Genomic DNA, 22830 nt, shown 5'->3' with positions numbered 1-22830 from the left:
ACGACGATGCGCCGCCATTGTTATCGGGATGGATTATCGGGATAGGAGGCTATCGAAGCGGAGTGCTCAATAGCCGGAATATTGTCGATGGCACCGGGTGGGCCCGATATCCCCCCAAAGGGGGAGAATCCCGTCAAAACGGGGGAAATGGCGGGGTGTGTCAGGCGCGGGTGATCAGACCCAGTTTCAACGCCCTGGCCACCGCATCGGTGCGGCGCTTGGCGCCCAGGCGCTGCATGATGCGGCGCACATGGTCCTTCACTGTGTGGGGGCTGCGGCAGATATATTCCGCGATTTCGCTATTGGAATGGCCGGCGGCCAGCAGGTTGAGGATCTTCAGATCCTGCTCGCCGAGCCCGTGGCGGGCCGCGCTGAGCCGGCTGAGCGTGTCTTCCATTTCGCCAAACACGGTGCCGGAAGGTTCGCCCTGATCCTCGTCCCCGTACAGCAATTCCGTGAGCCGGGAATACAGCGCGGCGGCGATGCGGGTGCGTTCGTCCAATAACGCCATACGGCGGGATTTTTCCTGTACCTGCGCCTGTAACGCCTTCAGCTCGCTGATGTCCCGGGCTATGCCTTGCCGGCCAACCACGCGACCTTCGCGCACCAGACTGGCGGCGCGTACTTCCAAATGTACTTTGCCACCGTCACGGTGGAGAGCCTCGACCTCGAAGAACGGAGCGATGCGGCGGCCGGCCACGCCGTTGAGAAAATGCTGGCTGGCCACTGGCGCGGTGGCAGGCGTGAGCAGAGTGTCGAAGTGCTGGCCCAGCAGCTCGTTTCGGTGATAACCGAGTACTTCTTCCATGGCACGATTGCAGAAGGTGAAGCGGCCATCCAGATCCAGGGTGTAGATGATGTCGCCGGCGGCCTGCACCAGACTTTCAAAATCCGGTTGTGCCAAGGGCGTGGAGGTCGGGGCTGAAACCATAGTGCTCTCCTGAGCCGGGGCGGGTGCCTGGCTTTGTTATTTTGCCCGGAGTATAAGCCAGCCCGGTCGGAACCGGCAGGCGGTGGCGGGAGGCCTCCGCACAGACCCGCTGTCCCTGATGGAGGGGCTACACGGCTTTCCTTAAAAAGACATTCAAACAGCCCCGCTCAACAGGGCGGCGAAGACCACCGCCAGGGTGGCGAGCCAGAGAATCGCGCCCAGGGCCAGAGGCCGCCATCCGGCCCGGCGGAGCAAATCAAAGTGGGTGCTCAAGCCCAGTGCCGCCATCGCCAGCGCCAGCAGAATGTCGTCCAGGCCGGCCAGAGGAGAAGCCAGGGAATCGGGCACCCAGCCCAGGCCGTTGACCACCAGGGCACCGACGAACCAGAAGGCGAAAGCGGGCAGCACCGGCCGTGCCCTGATGGCACTGTTTGCGATGCTGGTACCGGCGCCAGCGGCGGCGGCGCGGTGCGCACCCATGCCCAGTATCAGCAGTACCGGCGCCAGCATCATGACCCGAACCATTTTAACCAGCAGGGCACTGTCCACCAGCGCCGGCGACATGGCCTGGGCGGCGACGATCACCTGGGCCACCTCCTGGACGCTGGCTCCCACCAGCACGGCGAAGTGATTCTGGTCCGGAAACAGCGTTGGCAGATGGTGATACAGCAGTGGTAACAGCAGCATGTTGAGCGTGCCGAACACCACCACCGCCGCCACCGCCATGGCGGTATCCCGGTCGCGGGTTCCCAGCACGGGCTCGGCGGCGAGCACCGCGGCGGCACCGCAGATACCATTGCCGGCACCGATGGAGAGCGCGGCGGCGCGGCTCATGCCCAGCCAGCGCTGTCCCAGCCAGCCGCCGAGTACAAGGCTCAAGGCGATTTGTCCCGCGTTCAGGGCAATCACGCCGAGGCCCAGTTCGCTCACCGCGTCCAGGGGGATGCGCAGTCCATACAGGACGATGGCGATTTTCAGAATCGGCCCCTTGAACAGCGCCAGGGCGGATCCGCCGGCCTCGCGCAGTGGCGCTGGCAGCGGTTGCGCCACCACTAGGCCGAGCAGCATGGCCAGGGCCAGCGCGCCCAGTCCCCAGTGTTGAGCCAGCCGGCTGTGGGCCAGCCCTATTCCGGCCAGGGCGCAGGCCAGGACCAGCAGCGCCATGGGCCAGTGCGGGCGGGGCAGAGCGAGAGAGAGCGTGCGCATCGGTGGTTCCTTTGATCCTTTGGCAAGGTCAAGCCACTATGCCGAAGCGCCATAAATAATAATATTTGATAATTATAAACTTATAACTAAAATAAATTTATGAATGAAACGACACTAAAACAATGGCGGCTGTTCCTAGCGGTGGCGGAAACCGGTTCAGTGGCGGCGGCGGCGGAACGGGTGGCGCTGACCCAGCCGGCGGTGAGTCAGGGCCTGGCGCAGTTGGAGCAGCGGCTGGACGCACGGCTGTTCGACCGTGTTGGTCGCGGGCTGGTTCTGAATGACCGGGGGCGGGCGCTGATTCCGGAAGCCCGCGCCTTGCTGACACAGCTCGCCCGTTGCGAGAGGCTGTTCCAGTCGCCCCCGTTGGAGGTGATGCTGGCCGCCACCCACACTTTGGGTAATTACTATCTGCCGCCATTGTTATCCACATTCAGGCAGCGCCATCCGCGGGCGCGGGTCCGGATGGATGTGGTCAATACCCGCCAGGCGGTGGCATTGCTGCTGGAACTGAAAGTGGATCTGGCGCTGGTGGAGGGGCCGGTGTCCCACGCCCTGCTGCGGGTGCGGCATTGGCGTGACGATGTGCTATTGCGGGTGGCGGCCCCATCGGTGGTGGAGACATTGAAGCCGGATCCCGCCCATTGGCCCTGGGTGATGCGCGAGCCTGGTTCGGGCACACGGGCGGTGATTGAACGCAGTCTGGGGGCGGACTTTCCGGAACCGGAACGGATACTGGAACTGGGGGCCGGCGAGGCGGTGCGCCAGGCGCTGATGGCCGGGGCTGGTGTCGGCTATGTCAGCGAGACCAGTGTGAGCGCGGCACTGGCCGACGGTCGGCTGGGTACGGTACCGGGGCCGCACCAGCGTTTGGTGCGGCCGCTGTACTGGGTACGACACGCCCGGCATGAGCCGGGCGCGGGGGAAACGGCCCTGGGGGCCGTGTTGCGGGAAGCGGTGCCGTCATCAGCGTGCTTTGCCCATGCTTTCCTTCATCTTCTGATCAATCCAGATGCGTGAGTAGATGGCGTTGGGTTTGACCGCGCCGATACGTTGCTCACCGTAGTAGTTCTTCACCCACGGCCACCAGGCGGAGTAGCCCATTTCCGTGGGCAGCCACACGTGCGGCACGGCTTCCTCGATGATGAAATTATTCAATTCTTTCAGCATCGCGTTGCGTTTCTCCGTGTCCGGTTCCTTGATGGCGGCGTCGATCTTCCGGTCAAACTCCTCGTTGCTGTACCAGGAAGCGTTCCAGGTCTGATCGGTGCGGAAGCTCTTGCGCAGGACCTGGATCGGGTTACCGGAGCCGTTGTTCATCAGATAGCCGCCGGCCTGGGTCTTGCCGCGCATGTTGGAGCGGAAGGCACCATACTCCATGGTCTTGATGTTCACTTTCACACCGACCTGCTGGTAGTAAGCCTGCAGCATGGGCGCCACATCCATGTGGTAGGGGCTGCAGGAGCAGACCTGCAGATCGAAGCTGAAGCCTTTTGGATAACCGGCTTCGGCCAGCAGTTTTTTCGCTTTCTCCGGATCGTACTCGAACAATTCACGGGCTTCGGGGGAGAGCTGATCCAGCGGGGTGTAGAATTCGGTCCAGCGCTGCGCGAAGGGGTAGTTGAGCAATTCGCCCTCACCGTTGAGCAGCGAGGAGAGAATGGCTTTCTGGTCCACCGCGATGTTCAGGGCGCGGCGCACGCGTACATCATTGAAGGGTTTTTGATCGGTGCGCAGGGCGATGTAAGTGCCATTGGTGGAAAGGTTTTTGCGGAACTGGAGCTCCGGCGCGGTTTTCTTCAACTGATCCACCAACTGCCAGCGGATCGCCTCCATGATATCGATGCGGCCGGAACTGAGCGCCGCCACCGCGCTCGCCTCATCCTTGATGATGTGATAGACCACTTTATCGTTCAGCGGCAGCGGGTATTCCTTGCCGTTGAGGGTCACCGAATCCCAATAGTCGTCGTTCTTCGCGTACACCTGCTGACGACCGGTCTCGATTTTTTCGATGCGATAAGGCCCGGTGCCGGCGGCATTACGCCAGTCCGCGCGTTTCTCTTCGCTGAGATTCTGCCACTCCGGCGGAGAGATGCCGTCGTAGTATCCCCAGGCAATCCGGTACGGCCAGTTGCCGTGGAACTGGTTGAAATAAGCGATCACGGTGTGGTCATCCGGCGCTTCCCAGCGCTCGATGAAATCCCAGAAGGTGGGGATGGCGCGGGGACTCTCGCCACGGCTTTGGAACGAAGTGATGACGTCGTTGGCCACCAGCTCCCGCTTTTTCATCACGCCGGGCACTTCCTGCCACTGGACGCCCTTGCGCAGGTGGAAGATCACCCGCATGGGGTCTTCCTTCACCTCCCAGCTTTCCGCCAGGCTGCCTTCCAACTGGTTGTAGGGAATATAGGCCTGCTCGACGAAAGAATTTTCGTTCTTGCCACGCGGGCCGTATTGCAGATCGCCGCGCAGCAGGGATTCCAGTTGCAGATTGTCGTGGTTGCCTTTCCAGGTCCAGTTCTGCAAATCCCAGGTAGTGGCATCCAGAGTGCGGTACATGGTGGAGATATTCACGGTGCCGCCGAGCTGGGGAGTTGCTTCCTCGGCGGCCTGGATAGCACCGGCGGCGCCGAGCGTGGCCAGAACCAGAGTGGTTCGAAGAGTGCGCAGAGTCATGCGATGTTCCTCGCTTGTTCTTGGTATGAAGGTTCGGAGTGATTCATCTCCGCCGCCCGGGACGGGTCGTGAAGATGACAGGCGACGCTGTGGCCGTCTTCCACGTCGATCGGCCTTGGTGCCTCGCGGCGGCACAGATCGGTGGCGTGGGGACAGCGGGGATGGAACGGGCAGCCCGGAGGCGGATCGATGGGGCTGGGGACTTCGCCGTCGACCGAAGGGTTGAAGCGGGCCTGGACCTCCGGGTCCGGATCGGCGATGGGAATGGCGCCCAGCAGCGCCTGGGTATAAGGATGGCGCGGTGCCTGATACAGCCGCTCCCGATCCGCCACTTCCACTACCCGCCCCAGATACATCACCACGATGCGGTGACAAAGGTGGCGCACCACCGCCAGGTCGTGGGCAACGAATAAATAGGTCAGGCCGAGATCCCGTTGCAGATCTTCCAGCAGATTGATGACCTGGGCCTGGATCGACACGTCCAGGGCGGACACCGGCTCGTCGCAGATGATCAGTGACGGATCCGCCGCCAGAGCCCGGGCGATACCGATGCGCTGTCGTTGCCCGCCGGAGAATTCGTGGGGGTAGCGGTCGGCCATTTCCGCTTTGAGACCGACCCGGTCGAGCAGATCCATGACCCGTTCCCGGTATTCCGCCCGGGTGCGGGTAAGCCGGTGCACGCGCAGCGGTTCGCCGATGATATCCAGTACGCGCATACGGGGGTTGAGCGCCCCGAACGGGTCCTGATAGACCATTTGCATTTTGCGCCGCAGCCGCTTCGTGGTGGCCGCGTCAGGATGGCTGATATCCTCGCCGTCAAAGACGATGCGTCCTTCCGTGAGCGGGGTCATACGCAGTACCGCCAGACCGGTGGTGGACTTGCCGCAACCGGATTCGCCCACCAGGCCCAGGGTTTCGCCGCGATGCACGGTGAAATCGACGCCGTCCACCGCCTTGACCATGGCGGCGGGTTTGCCGAACAAACCCGGGCGCAAAGGAAAGTGTACTTTCAGGCCGCTGACCTGGAGCAAGGGGGCGGTGACGTCGGTATGAGAGTCAGTGTGTGTCATCGAGATTCACCCAGCAGGCTTTCCAATGTTCTTCATCGAGCCGCTCCAGCGGAGGCCGTTCCTGCTTGCAACGGGGCTGGGCGAAGCGACAACGGGGGTGGAACGGGCACCCGGACGGAGGATCGGACAGATCCGGCGGCGAGCCGGGGATGGGTGTCAGACGATTGCCAAGGGCGTCGTTGAGCCGTGGCATGGATTCCATCAGGCCCACTGTGTAGGGGTGTCGCGGCCGATGAAAAATATCGTGGGCGGTGCCACGCTCGACGATGCGGCCGGCGTACATGACGTTGATGCGGTCGGCGTAGCGGGCCACCACGCCGAGGTCGTGAGTGATCAGCATCATCGACGACTGACTGGAGCGGGTGATATCGCGCAGCAGTTCCAGAATTTGCGCCTGCACCGTGACGTCCAGGGCGGTGGTGGGTTCGTCGGCGATGATCAGCCGGGGCAGGCAGGCCAGTCCCATGGCGATCATGACACGCTGGCGCATGCCACCGGATAGCTCATGGGGGTAGGCGTCGAGGCGTTTTTCCGGATCACCGATACGCACCTGGCGCAGCAGTTCGATGCATCGCTCACGAACCTTGTCCTTGGGCACACTGCCGTGAACGCGCAGTGGTTCCGCCAGTTGCCGGCCGATGCGCAGACTCGGATTCAACGAGGTCATCGGCTCCTGGAAGATCATGGAAATGTCGCGGCCCCGGAGCTGACGAATGGCGTCGTCGGGCAGATCCAGCAGATCCTGTCCGTCAAACAGCACCCGGCCGCCGATGATCTGCCCCGGCGGGCTGGGGATCAAACGCAGCAGCGACATGGCGGTGATGCTTTTACCGGAGCCGCTTTCGCCAACAATAGCGAGCACCTCTCCGCGGCGCACGTCGAAGCTGACATCGTTGACCGCGTGAACCACGCCGTCGTCCTTCTCGAACACGGTGTGCAGATTTTCCACTCGCAACAGTGTGGCGGCGGGCTCGGTGCGCGGCGCGGCCGTGGCCGTCGCCGTCGAAGTTTCTGTGGACATGGTCTCTCCCTTCCTCGAACCAGGGGCCGGTCAGCTGCCGATGGTGCGTTTGACGCGGGCCAGATAGCGGCCGCCACCGCCGCGCATTCTCGGGTCGAGCAGGTCACGCAGGGCATCGCCGAACATGTTGATGCCGAACACCGCCACGGTCAGCGCGATGCCGGGCGCGATCGCCAGCCACGGCGCCTGGAACATATAACTGCGGCCGTCCAGGCTGAGCATGCCACCCCAGCTCGGCTCCGGCGGCGGAATTCCGAGACCGAGAAAACTGAGTCCGGATTCGGCCAGAATCACCGCCGCCAGACGCGTGGTGTAAAGCACGATCAGCGGTGCCATGACGTTGGGCAGAATATGTTTGAGCAAAATACGGGGGCTGGAGGCGCCCATGGATTGCGCCGCGTGAACATAGACGTTCTGTTTGGCACTGAGCACCGCGCCGCGAATGATGCGCGAGCCGGAAATACCAAACAGCAAGCCCAGAATAAGGATCACCTGCCAGGTGCCCGGGCCGAGGACCGCCACCGCCACGATCAGCAGAATCAGATCGGGAAAACACATCCAGCCATCCACCAGGCGTTGAATGATCATGTCCAGACGGCCGCCGAAATAGCCGCTGAGAATCCCCAGCAGCGCGGAGATGACAATCGACAAGGTGGTGGCGGCGAAGGCCACGATCACCGACAGTTGGGCGCCGTGCACGATGCGCGCGAAGACGTCACGCCCCAACTGGTCGGTGCCCAGCCAGTGTTCCGCTGAAGGCGCCTTCAGCCGTTCAATGGGATTAATGGCGTTGAACCCTTCGGGGGCAATGACGTCGGCGAACAGGCCGGTCAGTAGCAGCACCAGGCAAATCATCGCGCCCAGGGCGCCGAGGGGACGCTCCTTGCACAGCCGGCGCAGGAAACGCAGCGTTTTGGGATGGGCCCGGCGGCGCGGCGGCGTGGCCGGAGCGGCGGCCGCGGGGGTCTGTATGGACAGGCTCATGGCGGTCTCCGTCAGCGGTCGTAACGAACTTTGGGGTCAAGGTAGCCGTAGCACAGATCAACCAGCAGGTTGACCAGCATCACCACCACGCCGGTGACCAGAAAGACGCCGGTGATGACCGGGTAATCGCGGGTGCTCACCGCTTCCAGCAGCAGCTGTCCCAGCCCCGGCAGGCGAAAGATCTGTTCGATAATGACCGTGCCGCCGAACAGGATGGGGACCAGGATGCCGACCAGGGTGATTACCGGAATCATGGCGTTCTTCACCGCGTGCATCAGTACCACCCGGCGCTCGCGCAGCCCCTTGGCCCAGGCGGTGCGGATGTAATCCTGACGCAGCACTTCCAGCATCATGGTGCGGGTCATGCGCATGATCACCGCCGATAGCGAGGTGCCCAGAATCAAGGAGGGCAACAGGAAGGTCTTGAGATTTTCCAGCGGGTTTTCAAAGAACGGCACCAGCTCATTGGGCGGGGACCAGCCCCACCACAAGGCCGGCAGGATCACCACCAGGGTGCCGAGCCAGAAATTGGGCATGGCCAGGGCAAGGATGGAAAAGGTGCGGCCAATATGATCGCCCAGGGTTTCCTGCCGGACCGCGGCGAAGATGCCAATGGGCAGCCCGATCGCCAGCGCGATCAGGAGCGCCAGAATGCCCAACTCCAAAGTGACGTCCAGGCGTGCCGCGATTTCCCCGGTGACCGGGGTATTGCGCCACAGCGATTCTCCCAGATCCCCTTGCAGGGCATCGCCGGCCCAATGCAGGTATTGCTGATAGAGAGGCTTGTCCAGGCCCAGCGCTTGTTCCAACTGGGCCCGGTCTTCCGGCGCGCCGGAAGAGTAGACGTTCTCGCTGAGCATCAGGTCGAGAACATCACCGGGAACGAGACGGACCACGGTGAACGCAATGACACTGGCGATGAACAGGGTGGGAATCAGCGCCAGCAGGCGCCGTAATACATAGAAACCCATGTTGACTACCTGTTTCCCGAGCCTGGCCCCGGCGATGTTCCGCTCTTGTCGGGCCGTATTGTTGTGGATGGTTGTTATGGAACCTTGTTGTCGTAATGACCCGGCCAGGGGCGAGGTCCGTTGGTTCGGCGCAAATAAACGTCAGAGCATTAAAATAATGCCTGATCTCTCAAATAATGAACTTCAATTTCACTTTAGCCCGCCACTTTTTCGGGTGTCAAGGCGCACTAGGAGTAGGGGAAAAAGGGGGGAACAGTGGTGAGGTTTTGCTTCTATGATTGATGTGTAACTTGTTGATTTGAAAGGTTGTTTTATTTTAATAACGAAAAAGGTGATCGAAAGGACAGTGGCAAAAAAAGCGTGGTCAATGGTTCGAAGGCTCGAATTCCGGCTTCTCTCGTTCAGGAAGAACTGAGTATTTATAATGATAAAGTTAATATGGTGACATTATTTTCGGGCGTTGTTACCAAAGGGATCAGTCGATAGGGAAGAAGGGTAACAGAGCCGCCGGATGGACGGCTCTGTATCGCGGGTATCAGGTTTCCACCCGATGGCTGATCAGGGTGTCGCGGTTGCGACGAGCCCAGTGTTGATAACGCCGTCTGAGGTCTTCTTCGTCGGGCATCGGTTCGCCGACCCAGCGACAGCGCTGCTCCACCGCTCGGCGGAAAGCGCCATAGCCGCCGTAACGGCGCATGGAAAACCACTTCTTGCGCCCCCGGTTGGCGGTGACCGAAAAGTTACCCCCCAGGGGTTTGTCGCGAAAGGTGGCGGTGATACCCACCAGACCGAAGGGGTTGCGGGTTTCGGACATGTGATCCAGTTCGTCGGTGCTGCAAAGGATCAGCGGTCGATGCTTACCCATGGCGGCACGTACCTCCGGCCGTTGGATCTGCCGGTCGCGCCACAGCCTCGCCTGATAGAGCGCCGCTTCGGTACTGCCATACTTGCTGTCGCGGAAAGTACAGCGTCTCTGTCGTCGTCTTGCCCGCTTATCGATATAGGGAATCGCACACCACCAGAAATCATCTTCGCGGCTGCGATAGACATATAGAAAAGGATGAATTTTCGGGTTGGTAACCGTGGAAATATTCATTCCCTGCCTCCTGCCTCCTTGTGTGCTTTTTTGATCCGTGATGATGAACCTAGGCGGCGTTGCCCGGGGCAGGAGCAACACCTTGCCAGCTCGCCCCGAACGCTGCCGGCGGACTTATCTTTGCTCTGTTATGCGTCGAACGCAAACTTGTTCCTATAAAAAATGCGTAATCTATAAAAAAGGGGACAGATAAAATGTTTCCCGCTTGGAAAAATCGGGAACCGGCCGGCTCTTTATGTCCCGCGTTTGAGGGCTGTAAAGGCGGAAAAAAGCCGTTATCGACGTTTGCCGGCGGACTAAAAAAAGGGGAACGAAAAAGGCGTGTATGCGAGAGGTAAAGAAGATAAAAAAGAAAGAAGAGCGCCGACCCTGTTTATACAGAGCCGGCGCGGCGGGGGGAGAGTTACATCATTTGTCGCAGCACATAGTGGAGAATGCCGCCATTCTTGTAGTAGGTCACCTCAGCGCCGGTGTCCAGACGGCTGATCGCCTTGATGCTTTGTTCCTTGCCGTTGCTCTTGCGGAATACCACCTCGATTTCCTGACCCGGTTTCAGGTCGTTGTTCAGTCCGGGGATATCCACTTCCTCGCTGCCATCCAGGTTGAGCGTCTTGCGGTCCACGCCTTCCGGGAATTGCAGTGGCAACACACCCATGCCGATCAGGTTTGAGCGGTGGATCCGCTCGAAGCTTTCGGCGATCACCGCGCGCACCCCCAGCAGACGGGTGCCTTTCGCCGCCCAGTCGCGGCTGGATCCGGTGCCATACTCCTTGCCAGCCACCACCACGCTGGGCACACCCTCCTTGCGGTAACGCATGGCGGCGCCGTAGATCGGCATTTCCTCACCGCCGGGCATGTGCTTGGTGTAGCCGCCCTCGATGTTGGGTGTCATCTCGTTACGGATACGAATGTTGGCGAAAGTGCCGCGCATCATCACCTCATGGTTACCGCGGCGGGAACCGTAGGAATTGAAATTGATCGGCTCCACGCCATGGCCTTGCAGGTAATGCCCCGCCGGGCTGTCCGCCTTGATCGCCCCGGCCGGGGATATGTGGTCGGTGGTGATGGAATCCCCGAGCAAGGCCAGCACACGGGCGTTCCTGACTGGCTGCACATCTTCCACTTCGGGGGTGAGGCCTTCGAAGAAGGGCGGATTCTGGATGTAAGTGGACTTGCTGTTCCACTCATAGGTCTTGGAATCCGGTATCGGCAGGCTTCTCCAGGTCTCGTCGCCGTCGAACACGCTGGCGTACTCGCGGGTGAACATGTCGTTGTTGACCATCACCACCGCATCCTGGATTTCCTTGCTGCTGGGCCAGATGTCCTTCAGATAGACCGGCTTGCCATCGTTGTCGCGGCCCAGCGGGTCCTTGTCCAGATCGATCCGCACGGTACCGGCCAGGGCGTAGGCCACCACCAGCGGCGGCGATGCCAGCCAGTTGGTGCGCACGCTCTGGTGTACCCGGCCTTCGAAGTTGCGGTTACCGGAGAGCACCGACGCCACCACCAGATCGCCTTCGGCGATACCGCGGTCGATCTCTTCCGGCAGTGGGCCGGAGTTACCGATACAGGTGGTACAGCCGTAACCCACCAGGTCGAATCCCAGTTCGTTCAACGGGTCCTGGAGGCCGGTTTTGCTCAGGTAGTCGGTGACCACCTTGGAGCCCGGCGCCAGCGAGGTTTTCACCCAAGGCTTGCGGATCAGCCCCCTTTCCACCGCCTTCTTCGCCACCAGGCCGGCGGCCAGCATGACACTGGGGTTGGAGGTATTGGTGCACGAAGTGATCGCGGCGATCACCACGGCGCCGTGGTCCAGGTGAAAGCGCTCGCCATTGAGTTCCACTTCCACGCCGCTGGTGGGCTCGTGGTTGCCGACGGCAGTCTGCCCGCCTTCGCCCTCCAGCTTGCTGATCTCGGCGTCATCGAGCTTCAGCTCCTTGGTGAGCAGATCGGCGAAGGTGCGTTTTACTTCCGTCATCGCTACCCGGTCCTGGGGCCGTTTCGGACCGGCCAGGCTGGGGACCACGTCGTCCAGGTCCAGCTCCAGGGTGTCGGTGAAGACCGGATCGGGATCGGCGCTGGAGCGCCACAGGCCCTGGGCCTTGCAGTAGGCTTCCACCAGGTCCACCACTTCCTGGGGGCGGCCGGTGAGCTGTAGATACTCGGTGGTCCGTTCGTCGATGGGGAAGAAGCCGCAAGTCGCGCCGTATTCCGGGGCCATGTTGCCGATGGTGGCGCGGTCCGCCAGGCTCAGGTCAGCCAGGCCATCGCCGAAGAATTCGACGAACTTGCCCACCACGCCACGGCGGCGCAGCATTTCGGTGACGGTGAGCACCAGATCGGTGGCGGTAACGCCCTCACGCAGCTTGCCAGTGATCTTGAAACCGATGACCTCCGGGATCAGCATGGCCACCGGCTGGCCGAGCATGGCCGCTTCCGCCTCGATGCCGCCGACACCCCAGCCCAGCACGCCCAGGCCGTTGATCATGGTGGTGTGAGAGTCGGTACCCACCAGTGTGTCCGGATAGGCATAGGTATTGCCGTCGTCGCTGTCGCCGGACCAGACGCCGCGGGCAAGGTACTCCAGGTTGACCTGGTGACAGATCCCGGTGCCCGGCGGCACCACGCGGAAATTGTCGAAGGCCTTCTGGCCCCAACGAAGGAACTGATACCGCTCGCGATTGCGTTCGTACTCAATCTCCACGTTTTCCGAGAACGCCTGGGGATTGCCGAACTTGTCCACCATTACCGAATGGTCGATGACCAGATCCACCGGCGCCAGCGGGTTGATGCGATTCGGATCGCCGCCGGCCTTGCTGATGGCGTCGCGCATGGCGGCCAGATCCACCACTCCGGGCACACCGGTGAAGTCCTGCATCAGTACCCGGGCGGGGCGGTAGTTGATTTCGCGATCGGAAGTGCGTTTCTCCGGCCACCGCACCAGAGCTTCGATATCGTCGACGGTGACGGTGTCGCCATCTTCATGGCGCAGCAGGTTTTCCAGTAGAACTTTCAGGGAAAAGGGCAGTTTGCTGAGGTCACCCCATCCTTTGTCGGCCACGGTATTGAGATCGAAGTAATGATAGGTCCGATCGCCGACGTTCAGCGGCTTGGCGCTGTTCAGGGTGTCCTGGCCAATCCTCGTCACTGCGCACCTCCTTTTCATGCAAGTTGTGGGGTTGGGGTCCCTTGATACTACGCCCATATGGCCGGTACATGAACCTGTGGGCGAGAGGGGGTGACTATAGGTAGGATGGGGGGCGGCAATGGCGCTTCATTGGCCGAAAATGGATCCCTGGGGAGCGGGTGAGGCGCTTGGCTCGGCCCCCCACGCCAGGACTTAATGTGGGTGGCTGGACGAAGGACGATACATGCTTGAGTGGATAACCTCTCCAGAGGCGTGGGTGGCCCTTGCCACCCTGACCGCCCTGGAAATCGTGCTGGGTATCGACAATATCATTTTTCTTTCCATTCTGGTTGACCGACTACCGGAGCGGCAGCGTCCCAAGGCGCGTTTGATTGGCTTGTCCCTGGCCATGATCATGCGGCTGCTGCTACTGGCGTCACTGGCCTGGCTGACCAGGCTCACCGCGGATTGGTTCACGGTGCTGGGGCAGGGCATTTCCGGTCGCGATCTGGTGCTGATTCTCGGCGGTTTGTTTCTGCTGGCAAAATCGGTGATGGAAATCCATCACTCGATTGATGACGCCGGCGAACAACATCAGTTCACCAAGTCCAGGGGCAGCGCTTCCTTTTTCAGTATTCTGGTGCAGATCGCGTTGCTGGATGTGGTGTTCTCGCTGGACTCCGTGATTACCGCCGTCGGCATGGCCAATCATCTGGAGGTGATGGTGATCGCGGTGGTCATCGCGGTGGGCTTCATGATGGTCTTCGCCAATGCCATCGGTAATTTCGTTACCGAACATCCAACCTTGAAGATGCTGGCGCTGTCGTTTCTGGTGCTGGTGGGGACGGCGTTGGTGGCGGACGGTCTCGATTTCCATATACCCAAGGGCTACATCTATTTCGCCATGGCGTTCAGCTTTGGTGTGGAAATGCTCAACCTGCGCATGAGCGCCCGCCGTCGCAGGGCGAGCAGTGGAGACTAGGTGACGCAAGGCAAAATAGACAAGGCCTCGTTGTTGTGCACATACTCTTTGGTATATATACAGAGTAAATATTACAAAGCCTTGCTTCGGGAGGCATGAATAACGCTTATCACAATAACAACGGAGGCTTTATGCGGAGTGCTATTTCTATTCTATTCGCTGCATTGATGATGATGGCGGGGCCGTTGCTGGCGGCGCCGGTGAAAATCGCGCTGATTGATCCGCTGACCGGCCCCATGGCCAGCACCGGCCTGCCGGTATTGGAGCATCTGCGCTTCGACGCGCGACGGCTTAACGCCAATGGCGGATTCAATGGTGATCCCATCGAAATCATCGGGCTGGACAACAAGATCAACCCTCAGGAGAGTCTGGTGCAGTTACAGAAGGCCATCGATGAGGGAGCCCGATACATTGTTCAGGGTAACGGCTCAGCGGTGGGGTCGGCTCTGATCGCGGCGGTGGATAAGTATAACCGGCGTAACCCCGGAAAAGAGGTGCTTTATCTGAACCATGGCGCGGTGGAGCCAAGTTTTACCAATGAACGCTGCTCGTTCTGGCACTTTCGTTTCGAAGCCCATTCCGACATGAAGATGAAGGCGCTTACCGACTGGATCGCCAAACGGGATGACATCAAGAAGATCTACCTGATCAACCAGGACTACAGTTTTGGCCATGCGCTGGCGGAAGCGGCGCGCACCATGCTCAAGGAGAAACGTCCGGACATCGAAATTGTCGGTACGGATTTCCACCCGCTGAGCAAGGTAAAGGATTTCACGCCTTATGTCTCCAAGATCAAGGCATCCGGGGCCGACGCCATCATCACCGGCAACTGGGGGCAGGACATCACCTTGCTGGTCAAGGCGGCGGCGGAGTTTGGTTTGAATGTGCCGTTCCTTACTTACTATGGCGGCAGCCCGGGGGTGGTCAGCCAGTTGGGCGAGCAGGGTGTGGATCGTATTTATGAGATTTATGGCTATTACGGTGATACCGACGATGACGCTATCGGTGAGCGTCAGAAGCAGATGTATGAAGACAAGAAATGGGATTACTTCCTGTTTTATCCGCGTATCACGGTAATGCTGGAAATGCTGCAAAAAGCGGCGGACAAGGCTGGCAGCAATGATCCGGTGGACGTGGCCCGGGCGCTGGAAGGTCTGTCACTGGAGACGTCCTACGGCACCGTCACCATGCGTGGCGAGGACCATCAGCTGCAAACGCCGTTGTTCGTTTCTGTGCTGAAGGACGACATGCCCTATGGCGCCGAAGGCACGGACTTCAATTTCGCCAAACTGGATCGCATCGAACCGGAGGCGGTAACCATGCCGGCCACGGGTTGCCGCATGCGCCGGCCTAAATAACGGACCTGGCGGCCCCTGGTGGCCGCCCGCTTATTTACGGGTTCAGGACTGCTCCCGGGCTCAGGGCTGCAGGTCCCGCAGCCGGCTCAGCAGATCCATCAACGTCTGATAGTCGTCTTCGCCGAGCCGCTGCTGGATCTTCTGATATTGCCGGTTCATGCCTTTGCTCATTTGCGCGAATACCTCATGTCCCTGATCGGTGAGGGTGACGCACAGGCGCCGTTGATCCGTTTCCGGTTTCCAGCGGCGAACGTGGCCGGCTTTTTCCAGACGTACCAGCACGCCGGTAAGGCTGGGCCGGAGAATACAGGCCAGGGCGGCCAGATCACGACTTTCCAGGGTAAAGTCAGGAGCTTGTTTAAGAATACGAATGACTCGCCATTGCTGCTCGGTCAAGTTGTGTTTGTTGAGCAAAGGGCGGAAGTACGCCATCACGGCTTCGCGACCCTGCAACAGGGCCAGGGTGAGGGAGGGTGCGGCTTTGGGCATGCGGGATCGGCGTCCTTACAGTTGGAATGGGCATCAACCGATGCCCAGACACATGTATTTTACTTCCAGATAATCCTCTATTCCGTAACGGGAGCCTTCGCGGCCCTGACCTGATTCCTTGATGCCGCCAAAGGGTGCCCGCTCGTTGGAAATAATACCTTCATTAACGCCGACCATGCCATATTCCAGCGCTTCACCGACACGCCAGGCGCGTCCCAGATCCCGGGTGTAGACGTAGGCGGCCAGTCCAAACGGGGTATCATTGGCCAGGGCCAGCGCTTCGTCTTCGTCATGAAACCGGAACACCGGTGCCAGCGGTCCGAAAGTCTCTTCCTGAAACAGCAACATGTCCGGTGTCGCGTCGGCCAGCACCGTGGGCTGGAAAAAGGCGCCGCCCAGCGCATGGCGTTGTCCGCCGCTGAGGACCCGGGCCCCTTTGCCAATGGCGTCGGCCAGGTGCGTCTCTACTTTACGCAAGGCGTCTTCATTGATGAGAGGGCCCTGTTGCACGCCTTCCTCGAAGGCCGGGCCGACTCGCAGCGCCGCCACCGATGTGCTGAAGCGCTGGCAGAACGCGTCGTAGATGCGATGGTGGACCAGAAAGCGGTTGGTGCATACACAAGTCTGGCCACTGTTGCGAAACTTGGAGGCCAGGGCGCCTTCCACGGCGGCGTCCAGATCGGCGTCGTCAAAAATGATGAACGGTGCGTTGCCGCCCAGTTCCAGGCTGACTTTCTGCATGTGCTGGGCGCTTTGCGCCATCAGTAGCTTGCCCACGGGAGTGGAGCCTGTGAACGACAACTTGCGGACCCGCGCATCACCGGTGAGCACCGTGCCTATGGCGGCGGCATCACGTCCGGTCACCACATTGAATACACCGGCGGGTATGCCGGCCTGTTCCGCCAGTGCCGCCAACGCCAGCGCCGACAGCGGTGTTTGCGGATCCGGTTTGAGCACCAGAGTGCAACCGGCGGCCAGCGCCGGCGCCGCCTTGCGAGTGACCATGGCGTGGGGAAAATTCCACGGGGTGATCGCCGCCGCCACGCCCACGGGTTGCTTAAGCACCACCAAGCGCCGTCCGGTGCGATCGTGGGGAATGATGTCGCCATACACCCGCTTGGCTTCCTCGGCGAACCATTCGAGGAAGCGGGCACCATAGTCGATTTCGCCGAGGCTTTCCGTCAGTGGCTTGCCTTGCTCCAGACTCAGCAGGCGGGCGAGATCCTGACGGTTCGCCATGACAAGGTGGAACCATTCCTTCAGCAATTCGGCGCGTTCGCCACTGCTGCGATCACGCCAGGCCGGCAATGCCCGATGGGCGGCGTCCACGGCCATGCTGGTGGCCTCCGCGGCAAGATCCGCCACTTGTGTCACCTCGGCGCCAGTGGCCGGGTCGGTGACTGAAAAGCGTTGCATGGCGCTGATCCATTTGCCGTCGATATAGGCGTCCTGCCGTAACAGCGCGCTATTTCCGAGAGCGATTGAGGAGGCAGTGGTGTCAGTCATTCAGGTTGATTTCCATTCCATCTCGGCCCACCACGATGGGGCCTTTATATTGATCTCCCACCGCCTTACGCCAGACGTCGTCGGTGACCAGAGGATCATCGGCGGGAACGAAATGGCTCAGCACCAGTTTTTTCACGCCAGCCTCGTTGGCGATACGGCCCACGTTTTCGGCGGTAACATGGTGGGAGATGATGGCCTTGGCCAAGGTGGAGCCGTTGCCGATACGTTTAGCCAGGCGCTCCACTGCTTCCACGTGAACCACCTCGTTGATCAGCACGTCGGCGTCTTTGGCGAACCGCGCCAACGGCGGAAAGTAGTTCAGGTCTCCGGAGAGAACGATGGTCTTGCCGCCAGTCTCGAACTTGTAGGCGAAGGCCTGACCGTCCTTGAACGGCGGGTGCGGCACGCGCAAGGCAGAAACCTTGAGGTGTTCATCCCGATAAACCATGCCCTCATCGATTTCCTTCACGGTGACCAGTTCGCGTGGATCGGGCTTCCCTTCGTCGTCAATGCGAAGGCCGATATCCACCTGGAAAGTCTTCCAGGTGTTATCGGTCATCGATTGGGTGCCGGGAGGGCCGAACACCCGCACCGGCTGCTTCAGACCGCTGGCCCAGCCGTTCATCAATACCGATGGATAATCCAGTACGTGATCGCTGTGCAGATGAGTGATGAACACACCTTTGAGGCGGGCCAGAGGAATGCCGGCCTGAACCAGACGCAGGCTGGCGCCGTAACCTGCATCGAGTAAGTACAGATCATCTCCGACCATCAGCGCGGTGGACTGAGGCAGTCGTTGATCGGAAAGCAGGGAGGGGCCGCCCTTGGTTCCCAGCAGTATCAAACGAACCTGCTGCTGCTCCGCCGGTGCGGCGGTGGCGGTGAACGGAAGCAGAGCGGCTGTGAGTAGCAGCGTCGCGATCAGCGTTGAGCGCAAACGAAACATGATTTTTCCTCTTGTTTTAATGATGATGGGGAGAGCGTCAATACACTGAAGATGGGGTAGGGTTGTCGTCATCCGGTTTAAACTGACCGGCCAGGTTTTTCAGAGCCCCCATCAACAGGCTGGTGTCCACGCCGACGGCCACGAACAGACAACCCAGGTCAAGAAAATGGCGGGCTTTATCGATATCGGCATAAAGTATGCCGGGGGCCTTGCCCGCGGCCAGGATGCGGCGAATGGCATCCTCGATGGCGTTTTGCACTTGCGGATGGCCAGGGTTGCCGCGATGGCCCAGAGCCGCACTCAGGTCCGCCGGGCCAATGAAGACACCATCGACGCCATCCACCGCGGCGATGGCGTCCAGATTATCCAGGCCGGCCTGGGACTCTATCTGCACCAGCAGACACATTTCGTCATTGGCCTTGTCCAGGTAGCCGGGCACGCTGTTCCAGCGTGATGCCCGGGCCAGAGCGCTGCCGACACCGCGTACGCCCTCAGGGGGATAGCGCATGTCGCGAACCAACTGACGCGCCTGGTCCGCCGTCTCCACCATTGGCACCAGCAGCGTCTGTGCGCCCAGATCCAGATACTGCTTGATCAGAGCAGTGTCGCCCACGGGGGGGCGCACCACCGGTTGCGAGCGGTACGGGGCAATAGCCTGCAATTGGGACAGCAGGCTGCGCAGATCATTGGGCGCGTGCTCACCGTCAAGTAACAGCCAGTCAAAACCGGCGTTGGCCGCCAGCTCGGCGCTATAGGGATGGGCCAGCCCCAACCACAGCCCGATTTGCGGTACGCCTCGCAGCAGGGCCCGTTTGAATGTGTTCACCGGCATGTCCATGAGATTTCTCCGTTAAACAAAACGGCAGGCGATGGCGCCGAGATCACCGTAGTCCACATGAAAGGTGTCGCCGGGGCGCACCGCCACCGGGCGAGTGAAGGAGCCACCGAGGATCAACTGGCCCGGTTCCAGGCCGATACCGTAGGGGGCCAGCCGGTTGGCGAGCCAGGCCACGCCCTTGGCCGGATGATTGAGCACCGCCGCCGCGACGCCGGACTCCTCGATCACGCCGTTGCGGTAAAGCACCGCCGAGACACGTCTGAGATCCACGTCCATGGGCCGGATGGCGCGGCCGCCCATGACCACGCCGGCGTTGGCGGCATTGTCGGAAATAGTGTCGAAAACCTTGCGGGTCACGCCGCTTTCCGCATCCACCTGCTGAATGCGGGCGTCGATGATTTCCAACGCCGGAATTACATACTCGGTGGCATCGTAGACATCGAAGAGGGTGCAATCCGGTCCTTGCAGCGGCTTGCCGAGCATGAAGGCCAGTTCCACTTCCAGGCGCGGCACGATGAAACGGTCGCAGGGAATGTCACTGCCCTCGTTGAACAGCATGTCATCCAGCAAGGCGCCGTAGTCCGGTTCGTCAATGTTGGATGAAACCTGCATGGCGCGGGAGGTGAGGCCGATTTTATGACCGATCAGCTTGCGGCCGTCGGCGATTTTTTTTTCCACCCAGGCGCGTTGGATGGCATAAGCGTCCTCGATGGTGATGTCCGGTTGTTCCAGTGACAGCTGCCGGATCTGGGTACGCCGCTGTTCGGCGTCGTCGAGCCGCCGCGCGGCCTGGCGAATGAAAGCCTCGTCGAGCATCAACTCTCCCCTTTGAGAAAGGCGTGGATGTTGTTGTGTTTGAAGTTCAGATCCGGGTTCAACTCGGTCATCTCGAAGGACACCGCCAGCAGTCGCTTTTCCTGTAACGGGGCGAAGTGGGCCTTGATGACCTCGAACAGTGTTTCCGCCACCCGCCGACGTGTCGCCAGATCGCGGCCGCTGCCGACCTTGAGCGTCATGTGTACGAAAGCATAATCGTGTTGGCCGTCGGCGATGCGCCAGGTGTCGTGACGAATGGCGCGGCTGCGGATGCCGCCGAGTGGAAACACGCCACTGTTACCGAGAGCCTCGTGGACGTTGGCGAACAGACCGTCGAAATCCACTTCGGGTTCGAGGTTGCCGCTGTATTCAGCAATGAAATGGGGCATGGCTCTTACTCCGTTTGAGTACGTCCGTGTCAGTGCGTGCGGTTACCAGGGCAGGGGGAACACCGCGTTGATCTGGCCGGTGCCGGAACTGCCGAACGGTTCGGTAAGAATCTCCACCGGCTTGTCGTATTCGGCGCCGCCGAGCAGGCCCAGCAACATGGCGGTGTCATGCATGCCGCCTTCGCCATAGCAGTGCTCGGCATAGTCCGGCAGCATGGCGCAGAACTCCCCGAAGCGGCCCTGGCGCCACAGGTCCACCACCCTCATGTCCACCTGGCGATCGAACTCGCGGGTCCATTTGTGCAGGTTGTTCTCCGCTTCACGATCGTCGGAAAAACGGTGGGAAAGCGATCCCGAAGCCAGTACCAGAACTTTGTGATCGCTGGCCTCGATGGCGCGGCGTACGGCGGCGCCGAAGGTGAAACTGTCCTCCAGCCGGTGCCAGGCGTTCCAGGCGGCGATGGAAATGACACTCAGATGCTGTTCCTCGGGCACGTCCATGTGCATGTAGCGCATGGGCACCAGGGTGCCGTACTCCAGTTCCAGACTGGGGATGTTGTGAGCCAGGGTGCGCACGCCGGCGGCGTTGGCCTCGGCGGCTATGTTTTCTCCCAGCGCGGGGTTACCGCCATAACGGTAGCGCATGTCCTTGATGAAGTGCGGCAGCTCGTTGCTGGTGTAGATGCCTTCAAACCGTTCACCGCAGTTGATGTGAAAGCCGCTGTTGACCAGCCAGTGCACGTCGAACACCACGGCGGTATCGGCGCCGAGCTCACGGGCACGGCGGCCGATTTCCTTGTGGCCGTCGATGGCCGCCTGCCGGCAGCCTTGATGTTTGCCCGGCAACTCCGACAGGTACATGGAGGGCACGTGGGTGATTTTAGCGGCGAGAACGACTTCGCCCATGATTTTTCTCCTTATCCGAGATTGGCGCTCCGCCCTTGAATCTTAAGCTGGCGTTCACACGCCCCAGCGGGGAATGTGGTGACTGCCCATGGAAAGGCAGACGTTTTTGACTTCGGTGAAGGCCTCGAAACTGTATTCACCACCTTCGCGGCCGGTACCGGACTGTTTGACGCCGCCAAACGGCTGACGCAGATCGCGCACGTTCTGGCTGTTGATGAACACCATGCCGGCCTCGATGCCACGGGCCACCCGGTGAGCCTTGCCGACGTCCCGGGTCCAGACATAGGAGGCCAGGCCGTATTCCACGTCGTTGGCCAGTTCCAGCGCTTCGCGTTCGTCCTTGAATTTACCCAGACACACCACCGGGCCAAAGATCTCTTCCTGGCAAATGCGCATGCGATTGTCCACGTCGGCGAACACGGTGGGTTGAATGAACTGACCGTTGGCGACCCGCTCCGGCAGCCCGGCCGGACGCTCCAGGCCGCCGGCCACTAATTTGGCGCCTTCCTCGATACCCAGACGAATATAGCCGGTGACCTTCTCGTAATGCTGACGAGTGATCATCGAGCCCACCTGGGTTTCCGGATCGGTGGGGTCGCCCACTTTCAGGCGTTTGGCGCGCTCGGCGAAGGTCTTCACGAACTCGTCGTAAACACTTTCCTGAATGAAAATACGGCTGCCGGCGGTGCAGCGCTCGCCGTTCAAGGAGAAAATGGTGAACAACGCCGCGTCCAGGGCCCGATCCAGGTCCGCGTCCTCGAATACCAGCACTGGCGACTTGCCGCCCAGCTCCATGGAGTATTTCTTCATGCCGCCGTTCTGCATGATCTTGCGGCCGGTGGTGGTGCCGCCGGTGAACGACACCGCGCGGACGTCCGGGTGGCGTACCAGGGCGTCACCGGCGGTGGCGCCGTAACCCTGGATCACGTTGAACACGCCGTCGGGCAGGCCCGCTTCCTTGGCCAGCCGGCCCAGTTCGTTGGCGGTGAGCGGCGAGAGTTCCGACATCTTGAGCACGGCGGTGTTGCCCAGTGCCAGGCAGGGAGCGGTCTTCCAGGTGGCGGTCATGAACGGCACATTCCAGGGCGATACCAGTGCGCAGACCCCGACCGGCTGGTACAGGGTATAATTGAGCATCTGGTCGTCCACCGGATAACTGTGCCCGTTCATGCGGGTGCACACCTCGGCGAAAAAGTTGAAGTTATGCGACGCGCGTGGAATCAGCACGTTTTTGGTCTGATGGATCGGCAGACCGGTATCCAGCGTTTCCAGCTCCGCCAGTTTCGGTACGTTCTCATCGATCAGTTCCCCGAGCCGGCGCATCAACCGCGCCCGTTCCTTCGCGGGTGTGGCGGCCCAGCCTGGAAAAGCGGCCTTGGCGGCGGCCACCGCCTGATGGACTTCCTTTTCGGTACCGCTGGCCACCTGGCCGATCACTTCGCCGGTGGCGGGGTTGATGTTGTCGAAGGTCTCGTCGCTGGCCACCTGCTGGCCGTTAATCCAATGCTTGATCACGGG

At 60.9% G+C, this 22830-nt stretch carries 20 protein-coding genes; 3 read left to right on the top strand and 17 right to left on the bottom strand.

The window, feature by feature from the left end; genetic code table 11:
- Positions 1 to 160: 160 nt before the first annotated feature.
- Together RYH70_RS14695 and RYH70_RS14690 are read right to left on the bottom strand one after the other, a co-directional pair.
- Positions 161 to 931: a helix-turn-helix transcriptional regulator gene (locus RYH70_RS14695; RefSeq protein WP_022995711.1), complete on the bottom strand. Its 771-nt coding sequence runs from the start codon at positions 929 to 931 to the stop codon at positions 161 to 163.
- A gap of 153 nt (positions 932 to 1084) precedes the next feature.
- Positions 1085 to 2137: a YeiH family protein gene (locus RYH70_RS14690; protein WP_055098859.1), complete on the bottom strand. Its 1053-nt coding sequence runs from the start codon at positions 2135 to 2137 to the stop codon at positions 1085 to 1087.
- 99 nt (positions 2138 to 2236) lie between these two features.
- Here RYH70_RS14690 and RYH70_RS14685 point away from each other — a divergent pair, with 99 nt between their 5' ends.
- A complete protein-coding gene (locus RYH70_RS14685) occupies positions 2237 to 3157 on the top strand; it encodes a LysR substrate-binding domain-containing protein (RefSeq protein WP_317009332.1) in 921 nt (306 codons plus the stop codon).
- Here the strand turns inward: RYH70_RS14685 and RYH70_RS14680 are convergent.
- The 7 genes from RYH70_RS14680 to acnA all read right to left on the bottom strand — a co-directional run bounded on the left by RYH70_RS14680 (position 3104) and on the right by acnA (position 13121).
- Complete coding sequence (locus RYH70_RS14680) at positions 3104 to 4813, bottom strand: ABC transporter substrate-binding protein (protein WP_022995714.1); 1710 nt, start codon at positions 4811 to 4813, stop codon at positions 3104 to 3106. The genes RYH70_RS14685 and RYH70_RS14680 overlap by 54 nt on opposite strands.
- A complete protein-coding gene (locus RYH70_RS14675; protein ID WP_022995715.1) occupies positions 4810 to 5883 on the bottom strand; it encodes an ABC transporter ATP-binding protein in 1074 nt (357 codons plus the stop codon). Before RYH70_RS14675 ends, RYH70_RS14680 begins: the two co-directional genes overlap by 4 nt.
- Positions 5870 to 6904 carry an ABC transporter ATP-binding protein gene (locus tag RYH70_RS14670; RefSeq protein WP_080531334.1) on the bottom strand — a complete coding sequence of 345 codons (1035 nt, stop codon included), beginning with the start codon at positions 6902 to 6904 and terminating at the stop codon, positions 5870 to 5872. Before RYH70_RS14670 ends, RYH70_RS14675 begins: the two co-directional genes overlap by 14 nt.
- Positions 6905 to 6934: 30 nt before the next feature.
- Positions 6935 to 7888, bottom strand: coding sequence for an ABC transporter permease (locus RYH70_RS14665; RefSeq protein ID WP_022995717.1), 954 nt, complete (start codon positions 7886 to 7888; stop codon positions 6935 to 6937).
- Between the two features lie 11 nt (positions 7889 to 7899).
- Entirely contained in the window at positions 7900 to 8859 is a 960-nt protein-coding gene (locus RYH70_RS14660) for an ABC transporter permease (protein ID WP_022995718.1), read from the bottom strand.
- Positions 8860 to 9394: 535 nt separating this feature from the next.
- On the bottom strand, positions 9395 to 9955 hold the full coding sequence (locus RYH70_RS14655) for a hypothetical protein (protein ID WP_022995719.1): 561 nt from the start codon (positions 9953 to 9955) through the stop codon (positions 9395 to 9397).
- A gap of 403 nt (positions 9956 to 10358) precedes the next feature.
- The gene (gene acnA / locus RYH70_RS14650; protein WP_172800751.1) at positions 10359 to 13121 is read right to left on the bottom strand and encodes an aconitate hydratase AcnA; all 2763 of its coding nucleotides are present in this window, start codon (positions 13119 to 13121) and stop codon (positions 10359 to 10361) included.
- A 205-nt stretch (positions 13122 to 13326) separates the two neighbouring features.
- Between acnA and RYH70_RS14645 the strand changes: the two genes are divergently transcribed.
- Both RYH70_RS14645 and RYH70_RS14640 read left to right on the top strand, forming a co-directional pair.
- A complete protein-coding gene (locus tag RYH70_RS14645) occupies positions 13327 to 14064 on the top strand; it encodes a TerC family protein (protein WP_031228470.1) in 738 nt (245 codons plus the stop codon).
- Between the two features lie 131 nt (positions 14065 to 14195).
- The gene (locus tag RYH70_RS14640; protein ID WP_026948706.1) at positions 14196 to 15422 is read left to right on the top strand and encodes a branched-chain amino acid ABC transporter substrate-binding protein; all 1227 of its coding nucleotides are present in this window, start codon (positions 14196 to 14198) and stop codon (positions 15420 to 15422) included.
- Positions 15423 to 15482: 60 nt separating this feature from the next.
- On the opposite strand, the gene hpaR is transcribed toward RYH70_RS14640, so the two are convergent.
- From hpaR to hpaE, 8 genes are read right to left on the bottom strand one after another with little or no spacing between them, the layout of a single operon-like run.
- The gene (gene hpaR / locus RYH70_RS14635) at positions 15483 to 15911 is read right to left on the bottom strand and encodes a homoprotocatechuate degradation operon regulator HpaR (RefSeq protein ID WP_014995628.1); all 429 of its coding nucleotides are present in this window, start codon (positions 15909 to 15911) and stop codon (positions 15483 to 15485) included.
- 33 nt (positions 15912 to 15944) lie between these two features.
- Positions 15945 to 17417 carry an NAD-dependent succinate-semialdehyde dehydrogenase gene (locus RYH70_RS14630; RefSeq protein WP_080531333.1) on the bottom strand — a complete coding sequence of 491 codons (1473 nt, stop codon included), beginning with the start codon at positions 17415 to 17417 and terminating at the stop codon, positions 15945 to 15947.
- Positions 17410 to 18363 (bottom strand): MBL fold metallo-hydrolase, encoded by a 954-nt coding sequence (locus RYH70_RS14625; RefSeq protein WP_026948708.1) that lies wholly within the window; start codon positions 18361 to 18363, stop codon positions 17410 to 17412. Before RYH70_RS14625 ends, RYH70_RS14630 begins: the two co-directional genes overlap by 8 nt.
- A gap of 37 nt (positions 18364 to 18400) precedes the next feature.
- Positions 18401 to 19201: a 4-hydroxy-2-oxoheptanedioate aldolase gene (gene hpaI, locus RYH70_RS14620; protein ID WP_317009331.1), complete on the bottom strand. Its 801-nt coding sequence runs from the start codon at positions 19199 to 19201 to the stop codon at positions 18401 to 18403.
- 12 nt (positions 19202 to 19213) lie between these two features.
- Positions 19214 to 20017: a 2-oxo-hept-4-ene-1,7-dioate hydratase gene (gene hpaH / locus RYH70_RS14615; RefSeq protein ID WP_022995726.1), complete on the bottom strand. Its 804-nt coding sequence runs from the start codon at positions 20015 to 20017 to the stop codon at positions 19214 to 19216.
- Positions 20017 to 20406, bottom strand: coding sequence for a 5-carboxymethyl-2-hydroxymuconate Delta-isomerase (locus RYH70_RS14610; RefSeq protein WP_022995727.1), 390 nt, complete (start codon positions 20404 to 20406; stop codon positions 20017 to 20019). Before RYH70_RS14610 ends, hpaH begins: the two co-directional genes overlap by 1 nt.
- A gap of 42 nt (positions 20407 to 20448) precedes the next feature.
- Entirely contained in the window at positions 20449 to 21312 is an 864-nt protein-coding gene (hpaD, locus tag RYH70_RS14605) for a 3,4-dihydroxyphenylacetate 2,3-dioxygenase (protein ID WP_026948711.1), read from the bottom strand.
- 54 nt (positions 21313 to 21366) lie between these two features.
- A complete protein-coding gene (gene hpaE, locus RYH70_RS14600) occupies positions 21367 to 22827 on the bottom strand; it encodes a 5-carboxymethyl-2-hydroxymuconate semialdehyde dehydrogenase (protein ID WP_080531331.1) in 1461 nt (486 codons plus the stop codon).
- Positions 22828 to 22830: the final 3 nt, after the last annotated feature.

Source organism: Alloalcanivorax xenomutans (assembly GCF_032810065.1).
GTDB classification, from domain to species: Bacteria; Pseudomonadota; Gammaproteobacteria; order Pseudomonadales; family Alcanivoracaceae; genus Alloalcanivorax; species Alloalcanivorax xenomutans.
Note: the sequence above shows the minus strand (reverse complement) of the source record. Positions and strands in the feature narration are given on the sequence as shown.